Genomic DNA, 24,765 nt, shown 5'->3' on the forward strand with positions numbered 1-24,765 from the left:
TAGGAGTAGAAGTTTGCCATACATTATTGTCACAGGCGGTGCCGGGTTCATTGGTGCCAACTTTGTCCTGAACTGGTTGAGTGATGCGGCAGCAGACACGGTTATCAACGTCGACAAGCTGACCTATGCGGGCAACCGCAAGACGCTGGCCTCGCTGGAAGGCGACTCACGCCATATCTTTTCGCAAACCGACATTTGCGATCGCGCCGCCTTAGACAAACTGTTTGCCACCTACAGGCCCCGCGCAGTTGTTCACTTTGCTGCCGAAAGCCACGTCGATCGTTCGATCCACGGTCCAGATGCATTCATCCAGACCAACATCGTCGGCACCTTTACGCTGCTGGAAGCCGCACGCGCACATTGGGGCACTCTCAACGAGGGAGACAAGGCAAGCTTTCGCTTCCTCCATGTTTCTACGGACGAGGTCTTCGGATCGTTGGGTCCCCATGATCCACAGTTCTCGGAAACCACCGCCTACCAGCCCAATAGCCCTTATTCAGCATCCAAGGCCGCCTCAGATCATCTGGTTCGGGCGTATCACCACACCTATGGCCTGCCGGTCCTGACTACCAACTGCTCAAACAACTACGGGCCTTTTCACTTTCCTGAAAAGCTCATCCCGCTGGTTATCTCCAACGCTCTCGCGGGTAAGCCACTTCCAATATACGGCGATGGGCTGAACGTGCGGGACTGGCTTTACGTAGCTGATCATTGCGGCGCCATTCGCGAAGTCCTTGCACGCGGATGCGTAGGTGAGACCTATAACGTAGGCGGGTGGAACGAAAAGACAAATCTCGACGTCGTTCACACCTTGTGCGACTTGCTCGACGAACTACATCCGAAGACAGATGGGTCCTATCGTGACCAGATCGTCTTTGTCAAAGATCGACCAGGCCACGATCGTCGCTATGCGATCGATGCCCGTAAGCTTGAGCGGGAACTGGGCTGGAGGCCGGCCGAGACTTTCGAAACGGGTCTGCGCAAGACTGTGCAATGGTATCTGGATAACCAGGCCTGGGTTAAAGATGTGATGTCCGGCGAGTACCGCAATTGGGTAGCGAAGCAATATGCAGCGTGAACCGGCAACGCCCACCTTTCTCATTACTGGGAGTAACGGCCAGGTTGGCTTCGAATTGCGCCGCAGCCTTGCTCCGCTAGGTCGCGTGGTGGCGCTGGATCGCACCGGCTGCGACCTCTCTCGTCCGGACGAGATTCGGCGTGTAATGCGCCAGTACTGCCCGGATGTTATCGTCAATCCGGCCGCCTACACGGCAGTCGACAAGGCAGAAACTGAAGCCGAGGTAGCTTTCGCCATCAATGGTAAGGCGGTGGGGATCCTTGCCGAAGAGGCCAATGCGCGCGGTAGCCTGCTGATTCATTACTCTACGGACTATGTCTTCGACGGTTGCAAGGATGGTGCCTACGTCGAGACCGATCCAGTCAACCCGCAGTCGGTCTACGGCAAGAGCAAATTGGCTGGTGAACAAGCCATTGCTGCTGTCGGCGGCCAAGCGCTGGTTCTTCGTACCTGCTGGGTGGCCGGCGCTCACGGCGGAAATTTTGCAAAGACTATGCTGCGGGCGGGGCAGGAGCGCGATAGCTTGCGAGTGATCTCCAATCAGTTTGGAGTTCCCACGACGGCCGCACTGATCGCTGACGTTACCGCGCAGATTGTGGCGCGCCACTGGGTGTCTGGTAAGCGTCATAGCTTTGTTTCTGGAATCTATCACCTTGCTGCCGGTGGCGAGACCACTTGGCACGGTTATGCCACAGAGGTGCTGCGCTATGCAGCGGCTCATGGCATAGCGCTAAAGGTAGACCCTGCCCGTATTGAAGCAATCCCGGCGAGCGCATACCCGTTGCCGGCACCACGTCCGCTCAATTCACGCCTGGACACAGGCAAACTGCGTCAGACGTTTGGCATCCATTTACCACATTGGCAGGAAGGTGTGCATTTCTTGCTTGACCAGATTCTCTAAATTGATGAGCAGAACCTAATGCGCAAGGGAATTATTCTCGCCGGTGGATCCGGCACCCGGCTCTATCCGATCACGCGATCGGTTTCCAAGCAGCTGCTGCCAGTATATGACAAGCCGATGATTTACTATCCGCTGTCCACGCTGATGCTGGCAGGGATTCGTGACATCCTCATTATCTCTACGCCGGAAGACACCCCGCGTTTTTCGGACATGCTGGGTGACGGCAGCCAGTGGGGCCTGAACCTGCAATACGCTGTGCAACCGAGCCCGGATGGGCTGGCGCAGGCTTTTCTGATTGGCCGGGAATTTATCGGCAATAGCCCATCTACCTTGATTCTCGGAGACAATATTTTTCACGGTCACGATCTCGTGCGCCAGCTTGAGCGTTCTGCGAAGCAGAAGGAAGGTGCGACTGTCTTTGCCTATCACGTGCAAGATCCGGAGCGATATGGGGTGGTGGAGTTCGACGCGGACTTTCGTGCACTGTCGCTGGAAGAAAAGCCCCAAAAGCCGCGTTCCAACTACGCAGTTACCGGACTCTATTTTTACGACAATCAGGTCTGCGATATCGCTGCGGACATCAAGCCGTCCGCGCGTGGTGAGCTGGAGATTACTGACGTCAACAAGCGCTATCTTGAGATGGCAATGCTTGACGTGGAGATTATGGGCCGGGGCTATGCGTGGCTAGATACCGGCACACATGAGTCGCTCCATGAGGCAGCGGGATTCATCGCGACATTGCAGAACCGTCAGGGTCTTATGGTGGCGTGTCCGGAAGAAATTGCCTTCCGTAGCAATTGGATCGGTGCCGATAAAGTAGTGGAACTGGCCACGCCTCTTGCCAAGAGTGGTTACGGAAAGTACCTGCTGCAAGTCATTTCCGAATCGGTCAAATGAGTATGAAAGTCATCCTTACGTCCATTCCGGACGTCCTGATCATCGAGCCCAAAGTATTCGGTGATGATCGCGGCTTCTTTTCTGAGAGCTTTAATGCCAGGCAATTTGAAGAGGCAACGGGTGTAAAGCGGACGTTCGTGCAGGACAATCATTCTCGGTCTGCCCGCAATGTGCTCCGGGGCCTGCACTACCAGATCCAGCATCCACAGGGAAAACTTGTCCGTGTTGTGGTCGGTGAGGTGTTTGACGTAGCTGTGGACTTGCGCCAGACTTCGCCGACGTACGGAGAGTGGGTAGGCGTCACCCTGTCGGCGGAAAACAAACGCCAATTGTGGGTGCCGGAAGGTTTCGCTCACGGCTTTGTAGTGACTTCAGAGTCCGCGGAATTTCTCTACAAGACGACCGACTACTGGTATCCCCAGCACGAGCGGAGCTTGCTCTGGAACGACTCAGACGTCGGCATTGATTGGCCGATTGAGGGGCAACCGATCCTTGCGGCCAAGGATGCCGCGGGGAAGCGGCTAACTGAGGCCGAATCGTTCTGCTAGCTGACTTCATTTGCAATCGAATATTGGGAGCTTGTCCCGATAAATCTGCAATAGCGGTGGGGACTGCCGGCGACAAGCTAGATGTGCCGCCGGCGTTAGCTTGCGGGGCGGACACTTTCACTGAGAGCCTACCACCTACGGCGGCTCGCACTTGGCCTGTCTGGGAACTCCTTGTTTATATGTGCTCGTCGTTCCAATCTTGCGCCGCAGACTCGACAAGGATTGCGGCAAGGGCAACAACAGTCAATAGAACAAGGCCGAGCATTAGCATGCGAGTCCTTTCGCGAGCCGGTACGGCTCTGTATGCTATTCAACGCCGGTCGGATACCCTGGATAAATTGGGGGAAACCCGTGTCGCGCGGAGTCTCCCGAATTTATGGGTTTTCATGAAAATGCCCGCGCTCATCGCATCGCGGGTTCGTTTGTTTCAAAACAGCAACAATCGAACGCTACCATTGACGTGCTGGATTGTTCTGCAGGCTAACCGGCTGCTATAAGGGCGAACAGTCGTTATACTACTTCAGCGCTTGGTTCCCGCAGTTCCCGTCTTGCGCCCCGGAAAGCAGGGCCCTCGTACACCTCCGCTGCACCTCAGCCCCCAACGTCCCCATTCGTCACCATCGCCCCCGCTCGCCATGAGAGAACGCATCGCCGGCTTCCTGCTGATGATTTTTATTGTCCCGCTAGCCGTCCTCGGATACCTGCTGATCGTCTACATCGGCTTCTTCGGCAAGACCGAACGCGGCCGTGCCGGCGTGCGCGCGCTGGATCATTTCGTCAATGCGACGCTGCTCAACGGCTATGCCTGGGAGTCGGTGTCGTCGCACGCTTGGCGCGAGCAGCACCGCTGGTGGGCGCGCTTCATCATCTGGTTCACTGACAAGTTCCAGCAGGACCACTGCCGCCGTGCCAACAAGCGTGAGCAGCCAATCGTGGACCTGGTGCTGAAGAAGAACCTGCACCACCGGACGCAATGATGGGTGCGGCGGTTCAGCAGACGGCTGCGCAAGTCGTGTCCAGCGAGGTGAAGCGTCGCAAGGTCTATTACGTCAGCGGTTTCGATCCGCGCGGCGCGTCGTACTATCACCGCTTGTATCGCGAGGAGTCGGTCAAGCAAGCCGTGCATCATGGCGGGACGGTCAGCGTGGGTGCGCGGAGCAAGCTGGGCGAGCACGTGAGCGCGTGGACCGTGGACAGTGAGTGGGACGGGCATTCGGTGTCGACGCAATACCAGTTCCTGCATTGGGACGATCTGGTGCGCAGGCATTGGGAACCCAGTTTGCCTAAACTGGTGTTCTCGACCTTGGGCAGGTATGTGCGCTATATCGGATGTGGCGCATTTGGCCGGCTCAGCAAGACATTCCGCGGGCCTTTCTACAGTGCGCTGTATCCGCTCGTCTACTTGTTGCTGCTGGTGCTGCTGTCGGCCGGTTGTGGCGCCGGAACCAAGGCGCTGCTGTCGGCCGTTGGCGGCAATGCGTGGTTCGCGTTGGCGGGAGGCATTGCTGCCGGCGCTGCGCTGTTTAGCGGTGGCATTGCGCTGGCGAACCGGCTGGCGGTGTTCTGGCTGCTGCAGATCTACCGCTTTGTGCAGGGGTGGGGCGAGCGTGAGCCGGAGGACGTCAAGGCCCGGATCGCGGCGTTTGCCGAATGGATCCGCCAGGACCTGGAAGCGTCTCCGTGCGACGAGGCATTGGTAGTCGGCCACAGTGTCGGTTCGATCGTCGGCGTGTCGCTTGCGGCACGGCTGGTTGAGGTGCTTGCGCCTGTGCAGCGCCGCCAGGTTACTTTGGTCACGCTGGGCCAGTGCATTCCGCTGCTTGGCCTAATGCCAAGCGCAAAGGCCTTCCGGCACGATCTCAAGCGCCTTTCCGAAGAGCGCGACATGCAATGGCTCGACATGAACGCGCGCGCTGATTCGCTTTGCTTCTCGCAAGCCAATCCGCTGGACATCACCGGCATTGCCGGTGCGGGCGTCGGCCGTCCGACCGCGCAAGTGGTGCGCCCCTTCCGCATGTTCAGCAAGCAGGACTACGCCCGCATGAAGCGGAGCAAGCAGCGCCTACATTTCCAGTACCTGATGGCAAGCGCCTTGCCGAATGAGTACGACTATTTCCGGATGACGGCAGGTCCGAACCGTATCCAGCCTTATTGATTTTGCCCCCCATTGCAATGAATTTCCAGCCGCCTTACCCAAAGCCGCACACGCGCAAGAGCTCGTTCCTGTTGCGCTTCCTGCGTGGCTGGAACTCGTGGATCGACGTGCTGTTCGAGCGCAGCTATTCGATGAAGATGGGCAAGATCTCGCAGCCCGGCATGGACATCTTTATGGTGAACGATGCCGACTGGGTGCGCAAGATCCTGGGCGATACGCACGAGTATCCCAAGCACAAGCTGATGCATCGGATGCTGGAGCCGCTGCTGGGCACCAGCATTTTCACGACCAACGGCAAGGTATGGGAGCGGCAGCGCCGGCTGGTGGAGCCGGCGTTCGCGCAGGCGCGGCTGAAGCTGGTGTTTTCGCTGATGGCCGATTCGGTGGCGGGGATGACGCGGCGGCTGGATGCGGTGGCGGACGGGCGGTCGTATGAGGTGGACGGCGAGATGACGTACGTGACCGCCGACATCATTTTCCGGACGATCCTGTCGGAAAACCTGGAGGAATCCGCGGCGAAGGAAATCTACGACGCGTTCCTGGAATTCCAGCATCACGCGCAGCGGGCGATGATCCTGATGATCTATCGGCTGCCTCCGGTGATCTCTGCGTGGAGGAGCAAGCGCGCGGCCAAGAAGATCCGTGTGATCCTGTCAGAGATCATTGCGCGGCGGCTGGCCGAGCGAGACAGCGGGCAGGGGAGTGCAAAGCAGGACATCCTGGCCGGCATGATGGACGCGGTCGATCCGGTCAACGGCGACCGCTTCACCTATGAAGAGCTGGTCGACCAGGTTTGCATGCTGTTCCTGGCCGGCCATGAGACGTCCGCCAGTGCGCTGACGTGGGCGCTTTACTTGATCTCGCAATGCCCGCACCTGCAGGACAAGATGCTTGCCGAGATCCAGGAGGCCGTCGGTGATCGCGATTTCGAGCTGAGCGACATCAAGAGCCTGCCGGCGGTCGGCAATGTGTTCCGCGAGACGCTGCGGCTGTATCCGCCGGTCGGGTTCTTCGTGCGCGAGGCGGCGCAGTCGCAATGCATTCGCGACAAGTCGGTGAAGGAGGGCTCGCCGATCCTGATTTCGCCGTGGCTGCTGCACCGGCATCGTACGCTGTGGGAGCGGCCGGACGAGTTCGATCCCGACCGCTTCGATACGCAGGCCGGCAAGGAGTCGTCGAAGTGCGCGTATATCCCGTTCAGCAAGGGGCCGCGGGTATGCATCGGCGCCGCCTATGCCACGCAGGAAGCGGTGCTGATCCTCGCCAGCATCGTGCGCCGCTATCGTGTCGAAGCGGACCCTGGCCATGTGCCGAAGGTGGTGGGACGCGTGACGATCCGATCCGGCAACGGCGTCAGGGTCCGCCTGCATCGCCGCTGACCGGCGCGCCGCCGTAACCGGCCGCTAGAACCCGCTGATGCGCAGCCCGATCGAGAACAACGCAAATGACCGGTCCAGCTTGCTGGCCGTGACCGGGTTGTAGAGCATCGGCACATATCCCATCAGGCTGTTCTGCACGCCCTGGCCGCGCAAGAATACGTCTACGTAGCGATTGATCGCGTACGACGCCTGCAGCACGATGGTCTGGTTGAACTGCGACTTGGGCGCGCCATAGGCGGTATAGCGGTCGTCCAGTTCGCGGAAGAAGTACTGCGCGTGGTAGCCGGCCACCAGGCTCCACGCCCCATAGCGCCACCGCCACGAGCCGCCGGCGCCGATGAATGCGCCGTCGTCATTGAAGCCCTCGCCCGCGTCCAGGCCGATCTGCCCGGCGTTCATGCGGAAGCCGCCGCTGGAGATGGTGGCGCGGCCGACCCGGCATGGCGCCGCAAGCGTGCCGAGGGCCATGTTATCGGCGCCGACCCTGACGTTGTACAGGCAGGAGCCCTGTTTCAGCGTGCCCTCGATATCGCCGGCGCGAACCCAGCTGTAGCCGGCGCTGAGGAAGCCTGTCAGGAAGTGGTTGGTCCAGGGCTGGCCTGTGTAGATCACGTCGGCCTGTACTTGCGTATCGTTCGGGTGCGCGATGGTGAAATCGCTGAACTTGCCGGACGAGGCGGAGCCGCTCTTGCTGAGGCTGCCGGTGTAGTTGCCCCACGCGGACAGGCGCAGGGTCAGCTTGCGGCCTGCATCGGGCGTCGTGACGAGGCCATAGCTGGTGGACGCCAGCCAGCTGTCGATGCCGGCGGAATCGTCGCCATACGTGACGTGCCGGCGCCAGTATCCCGCCTCCAGCGACCACGCGGGCGATAACTTGTAGCCCGTGCGGAAATGCCCGCCCTGGTAATGGCCGCCTGCGTCATAGGCCGCTTCCGCGAAGAACCCCCGCGCTGATGGAACCACCGGTTCCGCGCTCAGCAGTGCATCCTCCATGGCGCCGTGCGCCGTTCCCCATGGCGCCAGCATCATGGCACCGATACAGATTGCAGTGAGCCTGCGCTGCGTGTTGGCGGCCATGCTGTTTCCCCGGTAGCACTTGTTGTTCTTGAATCCATCTCTGTGCGGACACCGCAGCGTCTGTCGCGCTGCTTGGCGTTAAATGAATGTTGGAAAGCGGAGCGGGGACAATCAACGTGACTTGGTGCGGTATCGCACTCATTCGCCTCTGACGGCGCAGTAGGAGTTACAGCAGCCATGCGCTCCGCTTCGCACCTGATGCGTCACGCAATCATTAATTGGGGAAATCTTGACGACGACGGCTTCAGCGGGCCGCACCGATGGCTTTGACAACGAAGGCTCGCGCCGCGGCCGCAAGTTCAGGGCTCAGGGAAGTGCCGCTGACTGGCACTTCGATGCTGTGGCTGCCTGCGCCCAATTTTTGCGAATGTGCTCATACTGGCCGGCAGAGCCTTTCGCCATACTGGTCACGTCGCTGCCATCGTAGTGACCGGGTTTAGCAGCCCGAGTGAAAAGGCCGGACGACCGCCTTCTGGCGGTATTCTTACGTCCGTCGTGCCTGCGCACGCCCCTTTCATGGGCGGGCCTGGCAGGGGAGCCCTCGGGCTCGCCGGTTCCTTTTCTCGGTCTGCTAACCCTGCCTTGCGCCCGCCCACCCCGATTAGCAGCGGGGAGCGGGACTGAAACCGTATGAAAAGGGAGGCCGTTCCATGATCCAGTCTTTGCTTGCCCATACTGGGCGATTGGCATTTTCACGCACCTGCACAATGCACCAGAGCGCGCCCGCGCATGCGGAGGTGCACCATGTATAGCCATAGCCATCACGGCATTACAGCGGAACACAATGGTGTCGACATGCTCGTGACCGCCCACAGCCAGGGCGAAAATCCTCTGAGCCTTGCAGCAGAACGCGCGGCCCAGCTTCATGGCTTGTTATTGATGGCCAGCGACTATGGGGCCTCGGGCGAGAATTTAAGCGCCCTTAACCAGCAGACTTGGGAGAGCCTGCTTTCCCTTGCAGCCAAGCTGGCCCATGAGACTGAGGTGTTGAGTGAGTTGGCCTTGGTACATGGCGCGGCATTGCTGCGCGACTAATGTCGCGGGTGGCCGCGGCATTCCGCAGCTGCCGAGCAACCCGGCCCTGCAGAGTGGCACAGGCGGGGCCATATCTGGAAGCCGTTGAGGCGCAGCCCAATCGTTATCAGGCCATATGACCGGCCCCGTCGACTCGCGGTCACGGGGTTGTAGAGCTCGGCACATGGCCAATAAGCGGGTTGACTTTAGATCGTACGATATATATCGTACGATCTATCTAACGATATACGCATTGCTTATGCGCCACCATGCTCATCACCAAAGCCACCCACACGCCTCTCACGGCACGGTACGAGAAGCATTCATGCGACTCGCTCCGCACCCCATGCGCCACGCCATGGGCCGAGGCGGCGCCGGCTTCTGGGGCAACCGAGACGACGACGGCTTCAGTGGCGGCGGTCCCGGCGGCTTCGACAATGAAGGCTGGCGCCGCGGCCGCAAGTTCAGCGCCGACGACCTGCAGCTGCTGCTGCTCAGCCTGCTCGAAGAAAAACCCAGCCACGGCTACGAGCTGATCAAGGCGCTCGAAACCCGCACCAACGGCTTCTACAAGCCGAGCCCCGGCGTGGTGTACCCCGCGCTGACCTACCTAGAAGAAGTCGGCTACGCCACCGTCGATACCGAAGGCAACAAGAAGCGCTACCAGTTGTCCGAAGCCGGCAACCTGCATCTCGCTGCCAACCGCGAGCGTGTCGATGTGATGGTGGCGAAGCTGCGCCATGTGGCCCGCAAGATGGAGTGGATGCGCCGGGCCATGAGCGGCGAGCCGCAGCCGGAACCGGAGCAGGGCGGCTGGCTGCCCGAGCTGATGCAGGCGCGTGGCGCGCTCAAGCGCGCCATGGTGATGCGCAGCGAAGCCGGCGCCGACGAGCAGCGCCGCATTGCCGCGATCCTGATGCGCGCAGCGGCCGAGATCGAAGCCGGCCCCCAGGCCTGAGCCGTGGCGCTGACGCTGGCATCTGCCATCGGCAACCGGGCCCGGCAAATGCAGGGCCTGCAACCAAGGAATTCCTCTATGACTGCAAACGCTACTGAATCCAATCGCGATCTGTCCGTGCAACGCGTGCGCCATCCGCTCAGGATGCGCCTGCTGCAAGTGGTGCGCACCACGCAGGTCACGCCGCAGTTGCTGCGCGTCACGCTGGGCGGCACCGAGCTTGAAGACTTTGTCTCGGCCTCGTTCGACGACCACGTCAAGGTCTTTTTCCCCGTGGACGGTGCCGACAAGCCGGTGCTGCCGCAGGTGGGCCCGGACGGCATCAGCTTCCCCGAAGGCCAGCCGCGTCCGGCCGCGCGCGACTACACGCCGCGCCGCTATGATGCTGCCGCGCAGGAGCTGGATATCGAGTTCGTGCTGCACGGCGACGGCCCTGCCTCGACCTGGGCGGCGCAGGCGCGGCCGGGCCAGTACCTGGGCGTCGGCGGGCCGCGCGGCTCGTTCGTGGTGCCGACGGGCTTCGACTGGCATCTGCTGATCGGCGACGATACGGCGCTGCCTGCAGTGGGCCGCCGGCTGGAAGAGCTGGGCGCGGAGGCGCGCGCCATCGTCGTCATGGAAGTGGGCGATGCGACCGCGCAGATCGCGCTACCGAGCCTGGCCAATGTCGAGGTGCACTGGCTGCATCGCGGCGATGCGCCCGAGGGCAGCCTGCTGGAAGTGGCGCTGCGCCAGGTCACGCTGCCTCAGGGCGAAGGCTATGTCTGGGCCGCGGGGGAGGCGGCCGCGATGAAGGCCGTGCGCCACTACCTGGTCGGCGAGCGCGGCATCGACAAGAAGCGCATCCGCACATCGGCCTACTGGAAGCGCGGCGACGCGGCGGTGCACGAGACGCTGGACGACTGAGCCACGGCGGCGGCACGGTGTGTACGCGGGCGCGGCGTTGCCATAAGATGGCAGGCAACGCCACCGCCGGGAGGACTGCCGTGCTGTCTGCATCCAAGCCGTCGCGCATCATCGCCGCCGCCGCGGCATCCGTTGCCATGCTGGCCGCCTGTGCGCCGGACGCCGTGCGCAGCCGCCAGGCCACCGACTTCAATGCCTATCTCGATTCGCTGCGGACTGCGTGCCCGAACATGATGGTCGGCACGAACAATATCAGCGAGTGGCTGCGCACCAGCGGCAGCCGCAGCGACGACGATTACGTCTACTGGCTGGACCAGACTTCGCGCCTGTACTACCAGCGCATCTCTGCCCAGCAGTACCGCGATTCGGTCAGTGCGGCGCTGGGCGGGCGCTCCGATTCTCCCGCGCTGGACTGCATCGTGCGCCATCTGCCCGCCAACCGCCCGACCGGTCTGCCTGGCGGCAGGCTCTAGTCATCTGCACACGCACCCGTTGTGCAACGGTGGCATCCCCGCTAACATGAGTCCCCAGGCAGCCGAAACAGCGGCTGCCGACGTCGCTCGGACGGTTCCGGGCGCTTACGTAAAGGACTCCACATGACTGCCGCTTCCTCCGGCAAGCGCCGCTTCGCGCGCATCGATCGCCTTCCCCCGTACGTTTTCAACATCACCGCCGAGCTGAAGATGGCCGCCCGCCGCCGTGGCGAGGACATCATCGACATGAGCATGGGCAACCCGGATGGCGCCACGCCGGCGCATATCGTGGCCAAGCTCACCGAGGCGGCGCAGCGGCCCGACACGCACGGCTATTCCACGTCCAAGGGCATCCCGCGGCTGCGGCGTGCGATCTCGCACTGGTACCGCGAGCGCTATGACGTCGAGATCGACCCGGATACCGAGGCCATCGTCACCATCGGCTCCAAGGAAGGGCTGGCGCACCTGATGCTGGCCACGCTGGATCGTGGCGACACGGTGCTGGTGCCCGATCCCAGCTACCCGATCCATATCTACGGCGCGGTGATTGCAGGGGCGGATATCCGTTCGGTGCCGCTGGTGCCGGGCATCGATTTCTTTGCCGAGCTGGAACGCGCGATCCGGGGCAGCTATCCCAAGCCCAAGATGATCGTGCTGGGCTTCCCGTCGAACCCGACCGCGCAATGCGTCGAGCTCGATTTCTTCGAGCGTGTGATCGCGCTGGCGCGCAAGCACGATATCTTCGTCGTGCATGACCTGGCGTATGCGGACATCGTCTTCGACGGCTACCAGGCGCCTTCGATCATGCAGGTGCCGGGCGCCAAGGACATCGCGGTGGAGTTCTTCACGCTGTCCAAGAGCTACAACATGGCGGGCTGGCGCATCGGCTTCATGGTCGGCAACCCGGACCTGGTGGCGGCGCTGACGCGCATCAAGAGCTATCACGACTACGGCACCTTCACGCCGGTGCAGATCGCGGCCATCGCCGCGCTGGAAGGCGACCAGCAATGCGTGAAGGAGATTGCCGCGCAATACCAGTCGCGCCGCGACGTGCTGGCGAAGGGGCTGATCGAGGCAGGCTGGCCGGTGGAGATCCCGAAGGCCTCGATGTATATCTGGGCGCGCATTCCCGAGCCATACCGCGCGCTGGGCTCGCTGGAGTTCGCCAAGCAGTTGCTGGCGAAGGCCAAGGTGTCGGTGTCACCGGGCATCGGCTTTGGCGACTACGGCGACGAGTACGTGCGTTTCGCGCTGATCGAAAACGAATCGCGCATCCGGCAAGCCGTGCGAGGCATCAAGGCGATGTTCCGCGCGGATGGGCTGATCAAGGCCTGATGCCGTGGCAACCTGCGCCGCGGGGTGCGGCGCAGGTGCTGGCTTGTTGCATTCAGGCCGGAAGGGCCAGCGGCAACGGTTGCTCGCCAGGCGCCCACCATGGCCGGAACAGTGCCTGCGCGTCATCCGGCGCCACCGCCTCATAGCTGGTGGTGCGCCAGCGCGGCGCGTTGTCCTTGTCGACGATCAGCGCGCGCACGCCTTCGATGAAATCCCCTTGCGAGAAGGTGTTGACCACCACTGCCAGCTCCATGCGGAAGCAGTCGGCGAGGTCCATGCGCCGGCCGCGCAGCAGCAGTTCACGTGTGGCACACGCCGACAGCGGCGAGCGCGTACGCAGCACGTCGATGGTGCGCGTGGCCCAGGCGGTGTAGAGCGGATCGTCCTGGCACGCCAGGCCGGCCAGGATTTCCGGCAATGTGGCATGCGCGGGGAAGTGGCGCAGCAGCGCGGGCAGCACCTGCAGCAGCGGTGAGTCGGCGGCGCTCGTCACGGGTTCGCGCACCAGCGCATGGCGCAGGTCGGCGAGCACGTCGCGGCCCCACGTAATGCCGGCCAGTGTCTGCTCCAGCGTGGCCAGCGTGCCGCTGTCGACGGCGGCATCGGCCAGGCCACACAGCAGCGCATCGGCGGCGCCGATGGTGACGCCGGTCAGGCCGAGATACAGCGCCAGCTGCACCGGCAGCTTCGACAGGAAATGGCTGGCACCGACATCCGGCACCAGCCCGATGCCGGTCTCCGGCATGGCCACGCGCGAGCGCTCGGTGACGATGCGCAGGTGCGCGGCCTGCGCCAGCCCCATGCCGCCGCCCATGACGACGCCGTCCATCAGCGCCACCAGCGGCTTGGGATAGCGGTGCAGGCGGTAGTCCAGCGTGTATTCGTCGATAAAGAAGCGCCGGTGCAGCGGTGTGCCGTCGCGGTAGCTGTCGTACAGGGCGCGGATATCGCCGCCGGCACAGAAGGCCTTGGGACCCGCGCCGCGCAGCACGACGGCGCGGATGGCGTCGTCCTGCGCCCAGGTTTCGAGCTGCGCGCCCAGCGCGACGATCATCGGGTACGACAGCGCATTGAGCTGGCGCGGCCGGTTCAGCGTGGCAATGCCGACGCCGTTGACGACGTCGAACAGGGCCTCAGGCTCGGCGGCATCCTGCGTGCCGGCATGGTGCGGCGAGTTGGCCGATTCGGTCAGGCGCATGCGGGCTCCTAGGCGTTGCGCCATTGCGGCGCGCGTTTCTCGAGGAAGGCGTTGACGCCTTCGCGCTGGTCGGCGCCGTCGAACAGGTCGACAAAGCGCTCGCGCTCCAAGGCCAGCGCTGCCTGGCGCGGCACGCCCTGGCGTGCCAGGTGCACCAGCTGCTTGCTGTACGCCGCGGCGCGCGGGCTGACCTTGCAGGCGCGTTGCGCCATCTCCAGCGCAGTGGCCAGCGCCTGTCCGCGCGGCACCACTTGCTCGACCAGTCCGATGCGCAGCGCGGTGGCCGCGTCGACGCGTTCATTGGTCAGGATCATGCGCTTGGCCCAGCCTTCGCCAACCAGCCACGGCAGCGTCTGCGTGCCGCAGCCGCACGGCAGCAGGCCCACGGCGGCTTCGGGCAGCGCCATCTGCGCGTGTTCCTCGGCGATGCGGATATCGCAGGCGAGCGCGCATTCCAGGCCGCCACCCATGGCGTAGCCGTTGATGGCGGCGATGACCACGGGGCGCGCGTTCTGCAGCGCTTCGAAGGCGCTGCCGAATTGCTGCGCCATCGCGCGCGCATGGGCGCGGTCGCCGTCGGCGAAGCCGTTCAGGTCGGCGCCCGCGCTGAAGAACTTCTCTCCGGCTCCGGTCACGACAACGGCGCGGATCTCGGGATTGGCATCGATCTTTGCCACCAGATCGCGCAGTTGCTGCAGGCCGTCGGCGGTAAACGCGTTGGCTGGCGGGCGGCTCAGCGTCAGCGTGGCGACGTGGCCATCGAGGGCGAATTCGATCATGGCTGGCGCTCCTTGTCGGTGGCGGACAGGTACTGGCGGATCACGCCGGAGAAATCGAGCTGGCCTTCGCCGGCGTGGCTCATGGCCTGGTAGACCTGCTGCGCCAGCGCGCCCAGGAACAGCGGCTGCTTCACGCTGCGCGCGGCATCGGCGGCGAGGCCCAGGTCCTTGAGCATCAGGTCGGCGCCGAAGCCGCCGCTGTAGCCACGGCCGGCCGGAGCGGTATCGATCACGCCGGGCCACGGGTTGCAGGTATCGGACGCCCAGCAGCGGCCGGTCGAGGTATTGACGATGCCGGCCAGCACGTTGGCGTCGATGCCCAGCTTCACGCCCAGCGCCATCGCCTCGGACACGCCGATCATCGAGATGCCGAGGATCAGGTTGTTGCAGATCTTGGCGACCTGCCCGGTGCCGGTGCCGCCGCAATGGACCAGGTTGCGGCCCATGCCGGCGAGCACCGGGCGCACCTGCGCGAACAGCGCTTCGGTGGCGCCGACCATGAAGGTCAGCGTGCCGGCCTGCGCGCCGACGGTGCCGCCGGAAACGGGAGCGTCGGCCAGTGCATTGCCCTGGGCCTGCGCGGCGGCGGCGAGCTCGCGCACGGTGGCCGGATCGATGGTGCTGGAATCGACCAGCGGCACGCCGGGGCGCACGCCGGCGAGCACGCCGTCTTCACCAAGGTAGGCGCTGCGCACGTGTGCGGCGGCGGGCAGCATGGTGATGACGAAGTCGGCTTCCGCCACGGCCTTGCGCGCGGTATCCGCGCTGGCGGCGCTTTCGGCGCACAGCGCGGCGACGGTGGCGGCATTGAGGTCGAATACGGTCAGGGTATGGCCGGCCTTGAGCAGGTTGCGCGCCATGGGCGCGCCCATGTTGCCCAGGCCGATGAAGGCGATATGCATGGGGTGTCTCCTTCAGCGAAGGTATTTGAACAACGTTTGTTTTCTCCCCTCTCCCGCTTGCGGGAGAGGGGAGCAGACCGTCGGCCGTTGCGACGTGCCACGCCTCACTTCAAACTGATCGTCGTATTCACCCCGTCATTCACCGTCGCATCGTCAAACCACCGCGCCGTCACCGTCTTGGTCTGCGTGTAGAACTGCACCACCTGCTTGCCATACGGCCCCAGATCGCCCAGCTTGGAGCCGCGCGAGCCGGTGAAGCTGAAATAAGGCACCGGCACCGGGATCGGGATATTGATGCCAACCTGGCCGACGTCGATTTCGCTCTGGAACTTGCGTGCCGCGGCGCCGCTCTGGGTGAACACGCCGGTGCCGTTGCCGAACGGGTTGCGGTTAACCAGCGCGATGGCGTCGTCCAGCGTTTCGACGCCGATCACCACCAGCACCGGCCCGAAGATTTCTTCCGTGTAGATCGTCATGTCGGTGCCGACCTCGGTGAAGATGGTCGGCCCGATGAAGTTGCCCTGCGGATAGCCCGGCACCTGCACGTTGCGGCCGTCGAGCACCAGCTTCGCCCCTTCGCGCTCGCCGGCGGCGATCAGGCCGAGGATGCGCTCCTTCGCTGCCACCGAGACCACCGGGCCGACATCGGTACCGGGCTCCACGCCGGCGCCGATCTTCAGGGTCTTGGCGCGCTCGACCAACTCAGGCACCCAGTCGCGCGCCGCGCCTACCAGCACCACCACGGAGGTGGCCATGCAACGCTGGCCCGCCGCGCCAAAGCCCGCGCCCGCCAGCGCATTCAGCGTCTGTTCCTTGTGCGCGTCGGGCAGCACCACGGCGTGGTTCTTCGCGCCCATCATCGACTGCACGCGCTTGCCATGCGCGCCGGCCAGGTTGTAGACGTGCGTGCCGACCGCGGTCGAGCCGACGAACGACAGCGCCTTGATGTCCGGATGCGTGCACAGGGCATCGACCACATCCTTGGCACCATGCACCACGTTCAGCACGCCCGCCGGCACGCCGGCTTCCAGCGCCAGCTTGACCAGTTCCATGGTCGACAGCGGGTCCTGTTCCGACGGCTTGAGCACGAAGGTGTTGCCGCAGACGATCGCCATTGGGAACATCCACAGCGGGATCATCGCCGGGAAGTTGAACGGCGTGATGCCGGCGCAGACGCCGATCGGCTGCTGCAGCGTGTAGGTGTCGACGGTGGAGGCGACGTTCTCGGCAAAGCCGCCTTGCTGCAGCGTGCCGATCGAGCAGGCGTGCTCGACCACTTCCAGGCCGCGGAAGATGTCGCCCTCGGCATCGGCCAGGGTCTTGCCCTGTTCGGCGGTCAGGATGGCGGCGATGCGCTTGCTGTGCTCGCGGATCAGCGCCTGGTAGCGCAGCATGATGCGCAGCCGCGCGCCGATGGGCGTGTGGCGCCACGTGGCAAAGGCGCGGTGCGCGGCGCCGACGGCGGCGGCGACTTCGCTGGCCGTGGCCAGCGGCACGCGCGCCAGTACTTCCTGGGTGGCGGGGTTGACCACCTGGCGGAATTCGGTGGCGGACGATTCCACCCATTCGCCGTTGATCAGCAGCGGTACGGTCGGCACGGCATTGTCGGTCTTGGGCACTGCGCTCATGGTTGTCTCCGGACGGTGTGGTTGTATGTGGTTGGCAAGGGATTACAGGCTGCGCGCGATCAGCATGCGCTGGATCTCGCTGGTGCCTTCGTAGATCTGGGTGATGCGGGCGTCGCGGTAGTGGCGCTCGACCGGGTAGTCTTCCAGGTAGCCATAGCCGCCGTGGATCTGCAGCGCCTTGGAGCAGACGCGCTCGGCCAGCTCGGATGCGTACAGCTTGGCTTGCGAGGCTTCGGACAGGCACGGCACGCCCTCGCTGCGCATGCGCGCGGCACGGTGCACCAGCAGGCGCGCGGCGTTCAGCTCGGTGGCCATGTCGGCCAGCATGTTGGCGATGGGCGGATGCTCGCGCAGCGGGCGGCCGAACTGGATGCGCTCCGACGCATAGCGGCACGCAGCCTCGAACGCCGAGCGCGCGATGCCGATCGCCTGCGCCGCGATGCCGATGCGGCCGCCTTCGAGGTTGGACAGCGCGATGCGCAGCCCCTCGCCAGGCTCGCCCAGCAACGCGTCGTGCGGCACGGTGCAGTCTTCCAGCGTGATGGCGCAGGTGTCCGAGGCGCGGATGCCGAGCTTCTTCTCCGGCGCGTGGACGACAAAGCCCGGCGTGTCGGTGGGCACCAGGAAGGCCGAGATGCCTTTCTTGCCGCGCTCCGGCTCGGTCGAGGCAAACACTACGGCAACGCCGGCGCGCTGGCCGTTGGTGACGAACTGCTTGCTGCCGTTGAGCACCCAGCCATTGTCGGTATAGCGGGCGCGCGTGCGCAGGTTGTGGGCTTCCGAGCCGGCCTGCGGCTCGGTCAGGCAGAAGGCGCCGATCAGTTCGCCGCTGGCCAGCCGCGCCAGGTAGCGTTCCTTCTGCGCATCGGTGCCGTAGTGCAGGATCGGGCCGCAGCCGACCGAGTTGTGCACGCTCATCAGCGTGGCGCAGGCGGCGCAGCCCGCGGCGATTTCTTCGATGGCGAGCGCGTACGCGACATAGTCGGTGTAGGTGCCGCCCCAGTCCTCCGGCACGATCATGCCGAGCAGGCCCAGCGCGCCCATTTCGGCGACGACCTCTTCGGGCAGGCGGCCGTCGCGGTCCCACTGGGCGGCGCCGGCGGCGAGGCGCTCGCTGGCAAAGGCGCGCGCGCTGTCGCGGATCATCTGTTGCTGTTCGGTGTAGTCGCTGTGCATGGCAGGTTGGCGTGGTGGTGTTCCGCGGGGGGCTTTATGTAAAGCGCGTTGGCGCGGCGCCGCATCTGAGGCAGAATGCGCGCTCGGCGTCGTGGCCTGCGGGCAGTGTAGGAACGCCGCGGGCGGGCTCCTATGCCAAAATCCGCCAATCTTCATGAACTCGTTTGCCACCCGCCGGACCATGGAAAAAGGCAGCGTCGCGCTTTGTTTTGTCCACCATGCCATCGCCGGGCTGCAGGCGCGCGGGATCGACCCGGGGCCGGTGCTGCGCAGCGCCGGCATCGCGCCCGAATTGCTGGCAGTGCCGCAGGCCAGGGTGTCGGCGGCCAGCTACAGCGAACTGTGGCTGGGGGTCGCCGCCGCTCTGGACGACGAATTCTTCGGCCAGGATTCGCGCAGCATGAAGTGCGGCAGCTTTGCCATGCTGTGCCACGCGGTCTTCGGCAGCCGCACGCTTGGGCAGGGGCTGGAGCGCATTACGCGGTATTTCCGGCTGCTGCTGGACGATATCGGCGTGCGCCTGGACCGGCACGGGGACGAGGCCGCGCTGGTGCTGACCGCGCCCAACGCGGCGCTGGGGCGGCAGCCCGGCGTGTTCGCCAAGGAAACCATGCTGATCATGCTGCATGGACTGATGAGCTGGCTGTTGCGCCGGCGCGTGCCGGTGCGGCTCGCGGCGTTCGACTACGCTGAGCCGCCTTACAGCGCCGAATACCGCGTGATGTACTCGCGCCAGCTTGCCTTTGACCAGCCGGCCACGGCGCTGGTGTTCGACGCCGCGCTGCTGGACCAGCCGGTGCGCCAGGACGAGCGCAGCCTGAAGGCGTTCCTGCGCGATGCGCCGCACAACGTGGTGGTGAAGTATTCCGACCGCAGCAGCGTCGGCGCGCGCGTGCGCAGGCTGCTGCGCAACCAGCGGCCCGAACTCTGGCCCACCTTCGAGGCGCTGGCGGTCAGCCTGAACCTGTCGGCTTCATCGCTGCGGCGCCGCCTGATGGACGAGGGCGTGAGCTACCAGGACCTGAAGGACGGGCTGCGGCGCGACCTTGCCATCGAGGCGCTCAGCCATTCGGGCCGCCCGGTGGCGGATATCGCGGCGGAACTGGGGTTTGCCGAGCCGGGCGCGTTCCACCGGGCATTCAGGCGCTGGACCGGCTCGCGGCCCGGCGCTTACCGCCGCGTGGTGGAAGAGGATTGACGGGATTGACGGGATTGACGGGGGATTGAAGCGACTCAGGCATCGAGCGCCTGCGCGGTCTCCGTTGCCGCCTGCGTAGCCGCGGCAGGCCCGCTGTGCGCCGCGATGCGGTTGCGCCCGCCCACCTTGGCGCGATACAGCGCCGCATCGGCACGCGCGCTCAGCTGCGCCAGCGTCAGGCCCGGATGCCAGCCGGCGGTGCCGCCGCTGACGGTATAGCGCACGGTGTGGGTGCCGCCGTCCGCCGCTGCCGTCGTGACCGCATGGCGCTGCACGCAGGCGCGGATGCGCTCGGCCACCGCGCCTGTGCCGGCCTCGCCGGTGGCGGGCAGCAGTACCATGAACTCTTCGCCGCCGAGACGGCCCAGCAGGTCGCCGGGCCGCAGTTGCGCCGCCACCAGCCTTGCGAACGCCTGCAGCACGGCATCGCCGGCCGCGTGGCCGTAGGTGTCGTTGACCGACTTGAAATGGTCGATGTCGACGATCAGCAGTGCGGGCGCCGGCTTGCCGCCGGCGGCGCGCGCCAGCTCGCGCTGTGCGCCTTCCTCGAACGCCTTGCGCGACAGCACGCCGGTCAGCGTATCGGTATTGGCGACCGCTTCGAGCCGGCGCACGATGGCGTCATGGATCATCAGCACCGCGCCCATGGTCATCGCGGGCATCACCAGCGCACCCAGGGTCAGGAACACCGTGTTGAGGAACATGGATTCCTGCAGGTAGGGATTGCCCAGCCACTGCAGCGCCGACAGCGTGCCGCGCACCGCATGGCCGGCGGCGAAAAACAGCGCGAAGCAGGCGGTCGTGATGAAGAACCGTGCCGATTGTCCGCGCGGGCGGCGGCGCAGCAAGGTCAGCGCGATCAGCGCGCACAGCACCGCATGGAAGACCGAGACAATGACGACGCGCGTGGCGAAGACGTCGACGGCATAGCGCCAGACGATCACGCCTGCAGTCGTCACCGCCGTCGCCGCCAGCAACCGCCGCCACGGCGGCACGCCGCCGCAGAAGCGCACGCTGCCGGCGTAGAACAGGGCCAGCGACCACGCCAGCGCGGCGTTGGCAACGCCAACCGACAACAAATCCGGGATCATGCCGCGCAGCGAGAACAGCACCAGCGCCCCGGTCGCGGTCAGGTTGGCATTGCACCATTCGCCTACACCCGGCAGCCCACAGCGGCGCAGCGACCACACGATGGCCAGCATCATGGCGCTGAGCGCGGTCGTGATGGTGAGCAGGGCGATCGGGACGGACATCGGACAGGGCTGGCTGCGGCGTGACGGTAATGCGCCGGTCCGGCGCGACCCGTAATGATACGGGGCGAGCAGGGCCAGCGGGCGCCGCCAGGGGCGCGCCGTCGTGCCGTCCGTGGGATGTGAGGTTGCCGCCGCTTGTGCCGGCGCTGTCGCGGCGCCTGGCTAGTCGGTTCGTCGTGGCGGTTCGTGCGGCTCGTCGGTGCGCAGCACCGGGTCATTGCGCAACAACCATCGCACCGCGATCAGCAGCGCTGCCAGGCAGCCGAGGATATAGCCGCCGAGGGAGACGACGTGGTTCATGATGTGACCCCATCTTGTTCCGGCTCTGAGGCCGGTCGAGCAGCAATTATGGGATCGGGGCCGGCACCGGGCATCCCCTGAATGGGGGCCGGTGCGGGGCTATGGGTGCGCTTGAGCGCTCAGGCGCTAGAGCTGCCCGGCGTGGTGCCGGATATGGTCGGCGATGAAGGTCGTGATGAAGTAATAGCCGTGGTCGTAGCCGCTGTGCCGGCGCAGCGTCAGCGGCTGGCCCGCCGCCTGGCAGGCGGCCTCGAATGCGTCGGGGTGCAGCTGGGTCTGCAGGAACTGGTCGTCCAGGCCCTGGTCGACCAGGATGCCGGCCGGGAACGGCGCGCCTTGCTGGCGCACCATCAGCTCGGTGGCGTCGTACTGCGTCCATGCCCCACGGTCGATGCCGAGATAGCCGGTGAAGGCCTTCTCGCCCCACGGGCAGCGCATCGGCGCGGCGATCGGCGCGAATGCCGACACCGAGCGGAAGCGCCCGGGGTGGCGCTGCGCCAGCACCAGCGCGCCGTGGCCGCCCATCGAATGCCCGAAGATCCCCACGCGCGACGCCTCGCCCGGCAGCGCGGTGGTGACCAGGTCGAACAGTTCCTCGGCGACATAGCTTTCCATGCGCCAGTGCCGGCTCCAGGGCGCCTCGGTGGCGTCGACGTAGAAGCCCGCGCCCACGCCGAAGTCCCACGCATCGGCCTCGCCCGGCACGCCCGCGCCGCGCGGGCTGGTGTCGGGCGCGACCAGCATCAGGCCGTGTTCGGCGGCAAAGCGCTGCGCGCCGGCCTTGATCATGAAGGTTTCTTCTGTGCAGGTCAGGCCGGCCAGGTAGAACAGCACCGGTACCTTGGCGCCGCCCTGCGCCTGCGGCGGCAGGAACACCGAGAAGCGCATCGGCAGCCCGATCGCCGCCGAATCATGGCGGTAGAAGCGCTGCACGCCGCCATGGCAGCCGTGTTGCGAGATCAGTTCCAACAGTTCCATGTCGGCGCCGTCCTCAGTACAACACCACCGAGCGGATCGACTCGCCGCGCTTCATCAGGTCGAAGCCTTCGTTGATGCGCTCCAGCGGCAGCGTGTGCGTGATCAGGTCGTCGATATTGAGCTTGCCTTCCATGTACCAGTCGACGATCTTCGGCACGTCGGTGCGGCCGCGCGCGCCGCCGAAGGCCGAGCCTTTCCACTCGCGCCCGGTCACCAGCTGGAACGGGCGCGTCGAGATCTCGGCGCCAGCCTCGGCCACGCCGATGATGATCGACTTGCCCCAGCCCTTGTGGCAGCACTCCAGCGCCTGGCGCATGACCTGCGTATTGCCGATGCATTCAAACGAGTAGTCCGCGCCGCCATCGGTCAGCTGGATGATGTGGTCGACCACGTTCTCGACCTGCTTCGGGTTGATGAAATGCGTCATGCCGAACTTGCGCGCCATGGCCTCGCGCGCCGGGTTCAGGTCCACGCCGATGATCTTGTCGGCACCGACCATCTTTGCGGCCTGGATCACGTTCAGGCCGATGCCGCCGAGGCCGAAGACCACCACGTTGGCGCCGGCTTCCACCTTGGCGGTGAACAGCACCGCGCCCACGCCGGTGGTCACGCCGCAGCCGATGTAGCAGACCTTGTCGAACGGCGCATCGGGGCGGATCTTGGCGAGCGCGATCTCCGGCACCACGATGTGGTTGGCGAAGGTCGAGGTGCCCATGTAGTGGAAGATCGGCTTGCCGTCGAGCGAGAAGCGCGAGGTGCCGTCCGGCATCAGGCCCTTGCCCTGCGTGGCGCGGATCGCCTGGCACAGGTTGGTCTTGCGCGACAGGCAGAACTTGCACTGGCGGCATTCCGGCGTGTACAGCGGAATCACGTGGTCGCCGGGCTTGAGCGAGGTCACGCCGGGGCCGACGTCGGTGACGATGCCGGCGCCTTCATGGCCCAGGATCGCCGGGAAAATGCCTTCGGGATCGGCGCCGGACAGCGTGTAGTAATCGGTATGACAGATGCCGGTGGCCTTCACTTCCACCAGCACTTCCCCGGCGCGCGGGCCGTCCAGGTCCACGTCTTCGATGGTCAGCGGGGCGCCGGCTTTCCAGGCGATGGCGGCTTTGGTCTTCATGGGGTCCTCCGGGGAAAAGATGTACGGATGGGCTCGGCGGCGGGCAAAGACACCGGCAACGCAGGCCCGAGCGCAAGAGCAAGACTATACGACCATCCGGTGACACCAGGCCAGAGCCAGGTTCTGAAGCAGGGATCAGCGCGAAGTCGTGGTCGCGCCTTCGGCCCCGGCGTGGCGGCTCGCCTCCCGCGGCGCCAGCTCGGTCTCGTGCCGCCGCCCCAGCCACCATCCCAGTGCTGCCCATGCCAGCGCCAGCCCGGCACCCGCCAGGGCGACCGTGGCGGGTTGGCCGGAAATCGTATCGATGGCGGTCTTGACCCATGCGCTGACCGCATCGCCGGCGCGATAGACCGCGGTGTCGATCACGTTCTTGGCCTTGTACTTGGTCTCGGGATCGACCACCGTGAACAGCATCTCGCGCCCGGGCCGCAGCAGCGCATACTCGCCCACGCGCCGCAGGATCATCACGCCCGCCAGCACGCCGAAGGTCGGCACCAGTGCCAGCACCACGAAGCCCGCCGCGACCGCCAGCGGCACCGCGGTCAGCAGCAGCGTGACGCCGTAGCGCCGCGCCATGCGGCCGGTGAAGAACAGCTGGACCAGGATGGTCAGCGCCTGGACCGTGGCGTCGAGCGCGCTGAAGACCTGGGTTTGCCGTGTGCGCTCGGGGAAGGCCTCGGCCACCAGCCGCGCCTGCTCGAAATACAGGAAGGTGCTGGCCGTGGCCAGCAGGATCACGAACAGCCCGATGCCGAGCAGGTAGCGCGAGCGCAGCAACAACGCCAGCCCCGCCCACAGGCCGCCGCCGACCGGGTTGGCGGGATCGCTGGCGGCATCCGCGGGCACTTCATGGCCCGCGCCGGCTCGGCGGCGCCAGCCGAACAGCCAGCCCACCCCCGGCAGCGTCGCGGCGAGCAGCGCCGCGGACAACAGCATCAGCCCCGTCAGCCCGATGCGCGGCACCAGCCAGCCGCCCAGCACCGGCCCGGCCAGCCCGCCCGCGCTGGCGCCCGCGGCCAGCAGCGCGAACAGCCGCCGCGCCTGCTCCGGCCGGAACACGTCGGCCATCAGGCTCCACGCCACGGACACCACGAACAGGTTGAACACCGACAGCCACACGTAGAACACGCGCGCCAGCCAGACATCGTCCGGCCGTGCGCGCGTGGCGAAGGCAAAGGCGAGCAGGTTGGCGATAAAGAACGCGTAGACCCACGGCACGAAGCGCCGCCGCGGCAGCCGCGCGCACACCGCGCCGTACACCGGGATCGCCGCCAGCATGACGACGAAGGTCGCGGTAAACAGCCATTGCAGGTTCTTCACGCCGCCGGCGATGCCCATGGTCTCGCGCACCGGGCGCAGCATGAAATAGCTGGCGAACAGGCAGAAGAAGAACAGGAAGCCGGCCACCACCGCGCCGGCCTCGCCGGGGCGGATGCCGAAGCCGCGCCGCAGCCGTGCCAGGCCGCCGCCGGCGGATGCGTCGCGATCGGGTTCGTCCATGCGGCCCGTCGC

24 protein-coding genes are annotated in these 24,765 nt (G+C 65.3%); 13 read left to right on the forward strand and 11 right to left on the reverse strand.

Annotated features, from left to right (window positions below; all coding sequences use genetic code 11):
• The first annotated feature begins 13 nt into the window (after positions 1-13).
• The 7 genes from rfbB to E0W60_RS00125 all read left to right on the forward strand — a co-directional run bounded on the left by rfbB (position 14) and on the right by E0W60_RS00125 (position 6,958).
• Positions 14-1,078 carry a dTDP-glucose 4,6-dehydratase gene (gene rfbB / locus E0W60_RS00095; protein WP_135702502.1) on the forward strand — a complete coding sequence of 355 codons (1,065 nt, stop codon included), beginning with the start codon at positions 14-16 and terminating at the stop codon, positions 1,076-1,078.
• Entirely contained in the window at positions 1,068-1,979 is a 912-nt protein-coding gene (rfbD, locus tag E0W60_RS00100) for a dTDP-4-dehydrorhamnose reductase (protein ID WP_135702504.1), read from the forward strand. Before rfbB ends, rfbD begins: the two co-directional genes overlap by 11 nt.
• An 18-nt stretch (positions 1,980-1,997) precedes the next feature.
• Positions 1,998-2,876, forward strand: a complete 879-nt coding sequence (gene rfbA / locus E0W60_RS00105) for a glucose-1-phosphate thymidylyltransferase RfbA (RefSeq protein ID WP_135702506.1) — start codon at positions 1,998-2,000, stop codon at positions 2,874-2,876.
• On the forward strand, positions 2,873-3,424 hold the full coding sequence (rfbC, locus tag E0W60_RS00110) for a dTDP-4-dehydrorhamnose 3,5-epimerase (RefSeq protein ID WP_135702508.1): 552 nt from the start codon (positions 2,873-2,875) through the stop codon (positions 3,422-3,424). The genes rfbA and rfbC overlap by 4 nt, the downstream gene beginning before the upstream one ends.
• A 635-nt stretch (positions 3,425-4,059) precedes the next feature.
• On the forward strand, positions 4,060-4,401 hold the full coding sequence (locus E0W60_RS00115) for a hypothetical protein (protein ID WP_135702510.1): 342 nt from the start codon (positions 4,060-4,062) through the stop codon (positions 4,399-4,401).
• Between the two features lie 35 nt (positions 4,402-4,436).
• The gene (locus tag E0W60_RS00120) at positions 4,437-5,579 is read left to right on the forward strand and encodes a hypothetical protein (protein ID WP_240745785.1); all 1,143 of its coding nucleotides are present in this window, start codon (positions 4,437-4,439) and stop codon (positions 5,577-5,579) included.
• A gap of 17 nt (positions 5,580-5,596) precedes the next feature.
• Complete coding sequence (locus tag E0W60_RS00125) at positions 5,597-6,958, forward strand: cytochrome P450 (RefSeq protein ID WP_135702512.1); 1,362 nt, start codon at positions 5,597-5,599, stop codon at positions 6,956-6,958.
• A 24-nt stretch (positions 6,959-6,982) separates the two neighbouring features.
• Here the strand turns inward: E0W60_RS00125 and E0W60_RS00130 are convergent, their stop codons facing one another.
• The gene (locus tag E0W60_RS00130) at positions 6,983-8,035 is read right to left on the reverse strand and encodes a hypothetical protein (protein WP_135702514.1); all 1,053 of its coding nucleotides are present in this window, start codon (positions 8,033-8,035) and stop codon (positions 6,983-6,985) included.
• Positions 8,036-8,779: 744 nt separating this feature from the next.
• Between E0W60_RS00130 and E0W60_RS00135 the strand changes: the two genes are divergently transcribed.
• From E0W60_RS00135 to alaC, 5 genes are all read left to right on the forward strand, one after another.
• On the forward strand, positions 8,780-9,070 hold the full coding sequence (locus E0W60_RS00135) for a hypothetical protein (protein ID WP_167884537.1): 291 nt from the start codon (positions 8,780-8,782) through the stop codon (positions 9,068-9,070).
• A gap of 238 nt (positions 9,071-9,308) precedes the next feature.
• A complete protein-coding gene (locus E0W60_RS00140) occupies positions 9,309-10,007 on the forward strand; it encodes a PadR family transcriptional regulator (RefSeq protein ID WP_431189860.1) in 699 nt (232 codons plus the stop codon).
• Between the two features lie 78 nt (positions 10,008-10,085).
• Complete coding sequence (locus E0W60_RS00145) at positions 10,086-10,913, forward strand: siderophore-interacting protein (RefSeq protein ID WP_240745786.1); 828 nt, start codon at positions 10,086-10,088, stop codon at positions 10,911-10,913.
• Between the two features lie 80 nt (positions 10,914-10,993).
• Positions 10,994-11,386, forward strand: a complete 393-nt coding sequence (locus tag E0W60_RS00150) for a hypothetical protein (protein ID WP_135702518.1) — start codon at positions 10,994-10,996, stop codon at positions 11,384-11,386.
• A 123-nt stretch (positions 11,387-11,509) separates the two neighbouring features.
• Positions 11,510-12,721, forward strand: a complete 1,212-nt coding sequence (gene alaC, locus E0W60_RS00155; protein ID WP_135702520.1) for an alanine transaminase — start codon at positions 11,510-11,512, stop codon at positions 12,719-12,721.
• 52 nt (positions 12,722-12,773) lie between these two features.
• Here the strand turns inward: alaC and E0W60_RS00160 are convergent, their stop codons facing one another.
• The 5 genes from E0W60_RS00160 to E0W60_RS00180 form a co-directional block, all read right to left on the reverse strand.
• On the reverse strand, positions 12,774-13,919 hold the full coding sequence (locus tag E0W60_RS00160) for an enoyl-CoA hydratase/isomerase family protein (RefSeq protein ID WP_135702522.1): 1,146 nt from the start codon (positions 13,917-13,919) through the stop codon (positions 12,774-12,776).
• A gap of 8 nt (positions 13,920-13,927) precedes the next feature.
• Positions 13,928-14,698 carry an enoyl-CoA hydratase gene (locus tag E0W60_RS00165; protein WP_135702524.1) on the reverse strand — a complete coding sequence of 257 codons (771 nt, stop codon included), beginning with the start codon at positions 14,696-14,698 and terminating at the stop codon, positions 13,928-13,930.
• Positions 14,695-15,600: a 3-hydroxyisobutyrate dehydrogenase gene (gene mmsB, locus E0W60_RS00170; RefSeq protein ID WP_135702526.1), complete on the reverse strand. Its 906-nt coding sequence runs from the start codon at positions 15,598-15,600 to the stop codon at positions 14,695-14,697. The genes E0W60_RS00165 and mmsB overlap by 4 nt, the downstream gene beginning before the upstream one ends.
• Before the next feature lie 104 nt (positions 15,601-15,704).
• On the reverse strand, positions 15,705-17,228 hold the full coding sequence (locus E0W60_RS00175; RefSeq protein ID WP_135702528.1) for a CoA-acylating methylmalonate-semialdehyde dehydrogenase: 1,524 nt from the start codon (positions 17,226-17,228) through the stop codon (positions 15,705-15,707).
• A gap of 42 nt (positions 17,229-17,270) precedes the next feature.
• The gene (locus E0W60_RS00180) at positions 17,271-18,404 is read right to left on the reverse strand and encodes an acyl-CoA dehydrogenase family protein (protein ID WP_133093230.1); all 1,134 of its coding nucleotides are present in this window, start codon (positions 18,402-18,404) and stop codon (positions 17,271-17,273) included.
• A gap of 181 nt (positions 18,405-18,585) precedes the next feature.
• Between E0W60_RS00180 and E0W60_RS00185 the strand changes: the two genes are divergently transcribed.
• Complete coding sequence (locus E0W60_RS00185; RefSeq protein WP_135703935.1) at positions 18,586-19,602, forward strand: AraC family transcriptional regulator; 1,017 nt, start codon at positions 18,586-18,588, stop codon at positions 19,600-19,602.
• A gap of 35 nt (positions 19,603-19,637) precedes the next feature.
• Here E0W60_RS00185 and E0W60_RS00190 read toward each other — a convergent pair whose 3' ends face one another.
• From E0W60_RS00190 to E0W60_RS00205, 5 genes are all read right to left on the reverse strand, one after another.
• Entirely contained in the window at positions 19,638-20,855 is a 1,218-nt protein-coding gene (locus tag E0W60_RS00190; RefSeq protein WP_135702530.1) for a GGDEF domain-containing protein, read from the reverse strand.
• A 162-nt stretch (positions 20,856-21,017) separates the two neighbouring features.
• Positions 21,018-21,155 (reverse strand): hypothetical protein, encoded by a 138-nt coding sequence (locus E0W60_RS36920; protein WP_165971434.1) that lies wholly within the window; start codon positions 21,153-21,155, stop codon positions 21,018-21,020.
• A gap of 126 nt (positions 21,156-21,281) precedes the next feature.
• Positions 21,282-22,124, reverse strand: a complete 843-nt coding sequence (gene fghA / locus E0W60_RS00195; RefSeq protein WP_167884568.1) for an S-formylglutathione hydrolase — start codon at positions 22,122-22,124, stop codon at positions 21,282-21,284.
• 22 nt (positions 22,125-22,146) lie between these two features.
• Complete coding sequence (locus E0W60_RS00200; protein ID WP_063240278.1) at positions 22,147-23,253, reverse strand: S-(hydroxymethyl)glutathione dehydrogenase/class III alcohol dehydrogenase; 1,107 nt, start codon at positions 23,251-23,253, stop codon at positions 22,147-22,149.
• Between the two features lie 135 nt (positions 23,254-23,388).
• On the reverse strand, positions 23,389-24,753 hold the full coding sequence (locus E0W60_RS00205; protein ID WP_135702534.1) for an NTP/NDP exchange transporter: 1,365 nt from the start codon (positions 24,751-24,753) through the stop codon (positions 23,389-23,391).
• Positions 24,754-24,765: the final 12 nt, after the last annotated feature.

The organism is Cupriavidus oxalaticus (assembly GCF_004768545.1).
GTDB lineage: Bacteria > Pseudomonadota > Gammaproteobacteria > Burkholderiales > Burkholderiaceae > Cupriavidus > Cupriavidus oxalaticus_A.

What these genes read in the sequence shown, in the direction of transcription:
- rfbA (WP_135702506.1), top strand. Translation starts at nt 1,998, where the DNA reads ATGCGCAAGGGAATTATTCTCGCCGGTGGATCCGGCACCCGGCTCTAT.
- rfbC (WP_135702508.1), top strand. Translation starts at nt 2,873, where the DNA reads ATGAGTATGAAAGTCATCCTTACGTCCATTCCGGACGTCCTGATCATC.
- E0W60_RS36920 (WP_165971434.1), bottom strand. Translation starts at nt 21,155, where the DNA reads ATGAACCACGTCGTCTCCCTCGGCGGCTATATCCTCGGCTGCCTGGCA.
- alaC (WP_135702520.1), top strand. Translation starts at nt 11,510, where the DNA reads ATGACTGCCGCTTCCTCCGGCAAGCGCCGCTTCGCGCGCATCGATCGC.
- E0W60_RS00190 (WP_135702530.1), bottom strand. Translation starts at nt 20,855, where the DNA reads ATGTCCGTCCCGATCGCCCTGCTCACCATCACGACCGCGCTCAGCGCC.
- E0W60_RS00205 (WP_135702534.1), bottom strand. Translation starts at nt 24,753, where the DNA reads ATGGACGAACCCGATCGCGACGCATCCGCCGGCGGCGGCCTGGCACGG.
- E0W60_RS00125 (WP_135702512.1), top strand. Translation starts at nt 5,597, where the DNA reads ATGAATTTCCAGCCGCCTTACCCAAAGCCGCACACGCGCAAGAGCTCG.
- E0W60_RS00130 (WP_135702514.1), bottom strand. Translation starts at nt 8,035, where the DNA reads ATGGCCGCCAACACGCAGCGCAGGCTCACTGCAATCTGTATCGGTGCC.
- E0W60_RS00135 (WP_167884537.1), top strand. Translation starts at nt 8,780, where the DNA reads ATGTATAGCCATAGCCATCACGGCATTACAGCGGAACACAATGGTGTC.
- mmsB (WP_135702526.1), bottom strand. Translation starts at nt 15,600, where the DNA reads ATGCATATCGCCTTCATCGGCCTGGGCAACATGGGCGCGCCCATGGCG.
- rfbD (WP_135702504.1), top strand. Translation starts at nt 1,068, where the DNA reads ATGCAGCGTGAACCGGCAACGCCCACCTTTCTCATTACTGGGAGTAAC.
- E0W60_RS00165 (WP_135702524.1), bottom strand. Translation starts at nt 14,698, where the DNA reads ATGATCGAATTCGCCCTCGATGGCCACGTCGCCACGCTGACGCTGAGC.
- E0W60_RS00180 (WP_133093230.1), bottom strand. Translation starts at nt 18,404, where the DNA reads ATGCACAGCGACTACACCGAACAGCAACAGATGATCCGCGACAGCGCG.
- E0W60_RS00160 (WP_135702522.1), bottom strand. Translation starts at nt 13,919, where the DNA reads ATGCGCCTGACCGAATCGGCCAACTCGCCGCACCATGCCGGCACGCAG.
- E0W60_RS00200 (WP_063240278.1), bottom strand. Translation starts at nt 23,253, where the DNA reads ATGAAGACCAAAGCCGCCATCGCCTGGAAAGCCGGCGCCCCGCTGACC.
- E0W60_RS00140 (WP_431189860.1), top strand. Translation starts at nt 9,309, where the DNA reads ATGCGCCACCATGCTCATCACCAAAGCCACCCACACGCCTCTCACGGC.
- E0W60_RS00185 (WP_135703935.1), top strand. Translation starts at nt 18,586, where the DNA reads ATGGAAAAAGGCAGCGTCGCGCTTTGTTTTGTCCACCATGCCATCGCC.
- E0W60_RS00175 (WP_135702528.1), bottom strand. Translation starts at nt 17,228, where the DNA reads ATGAGCGCAGTGCCCAAGACCGACAATGCCGTGCCGACCGTACCGCTG.
- E0W60_RS00115 (WP_135702510.1), top strand. Translation starts at nt 4,060, where the DNA reads ATGAGAGAACGCATCGCCGGCTTCCTGCTGATGATTTTTATTGTCCCG.
- E0W60_RS00145 (WP_240745786.1), top strand. Translation starts at nt 10,086, where the DNA reads ATGACTGCAAACGCTACTGAATCCAATCGCGATCTGTCCGTGCAACGC.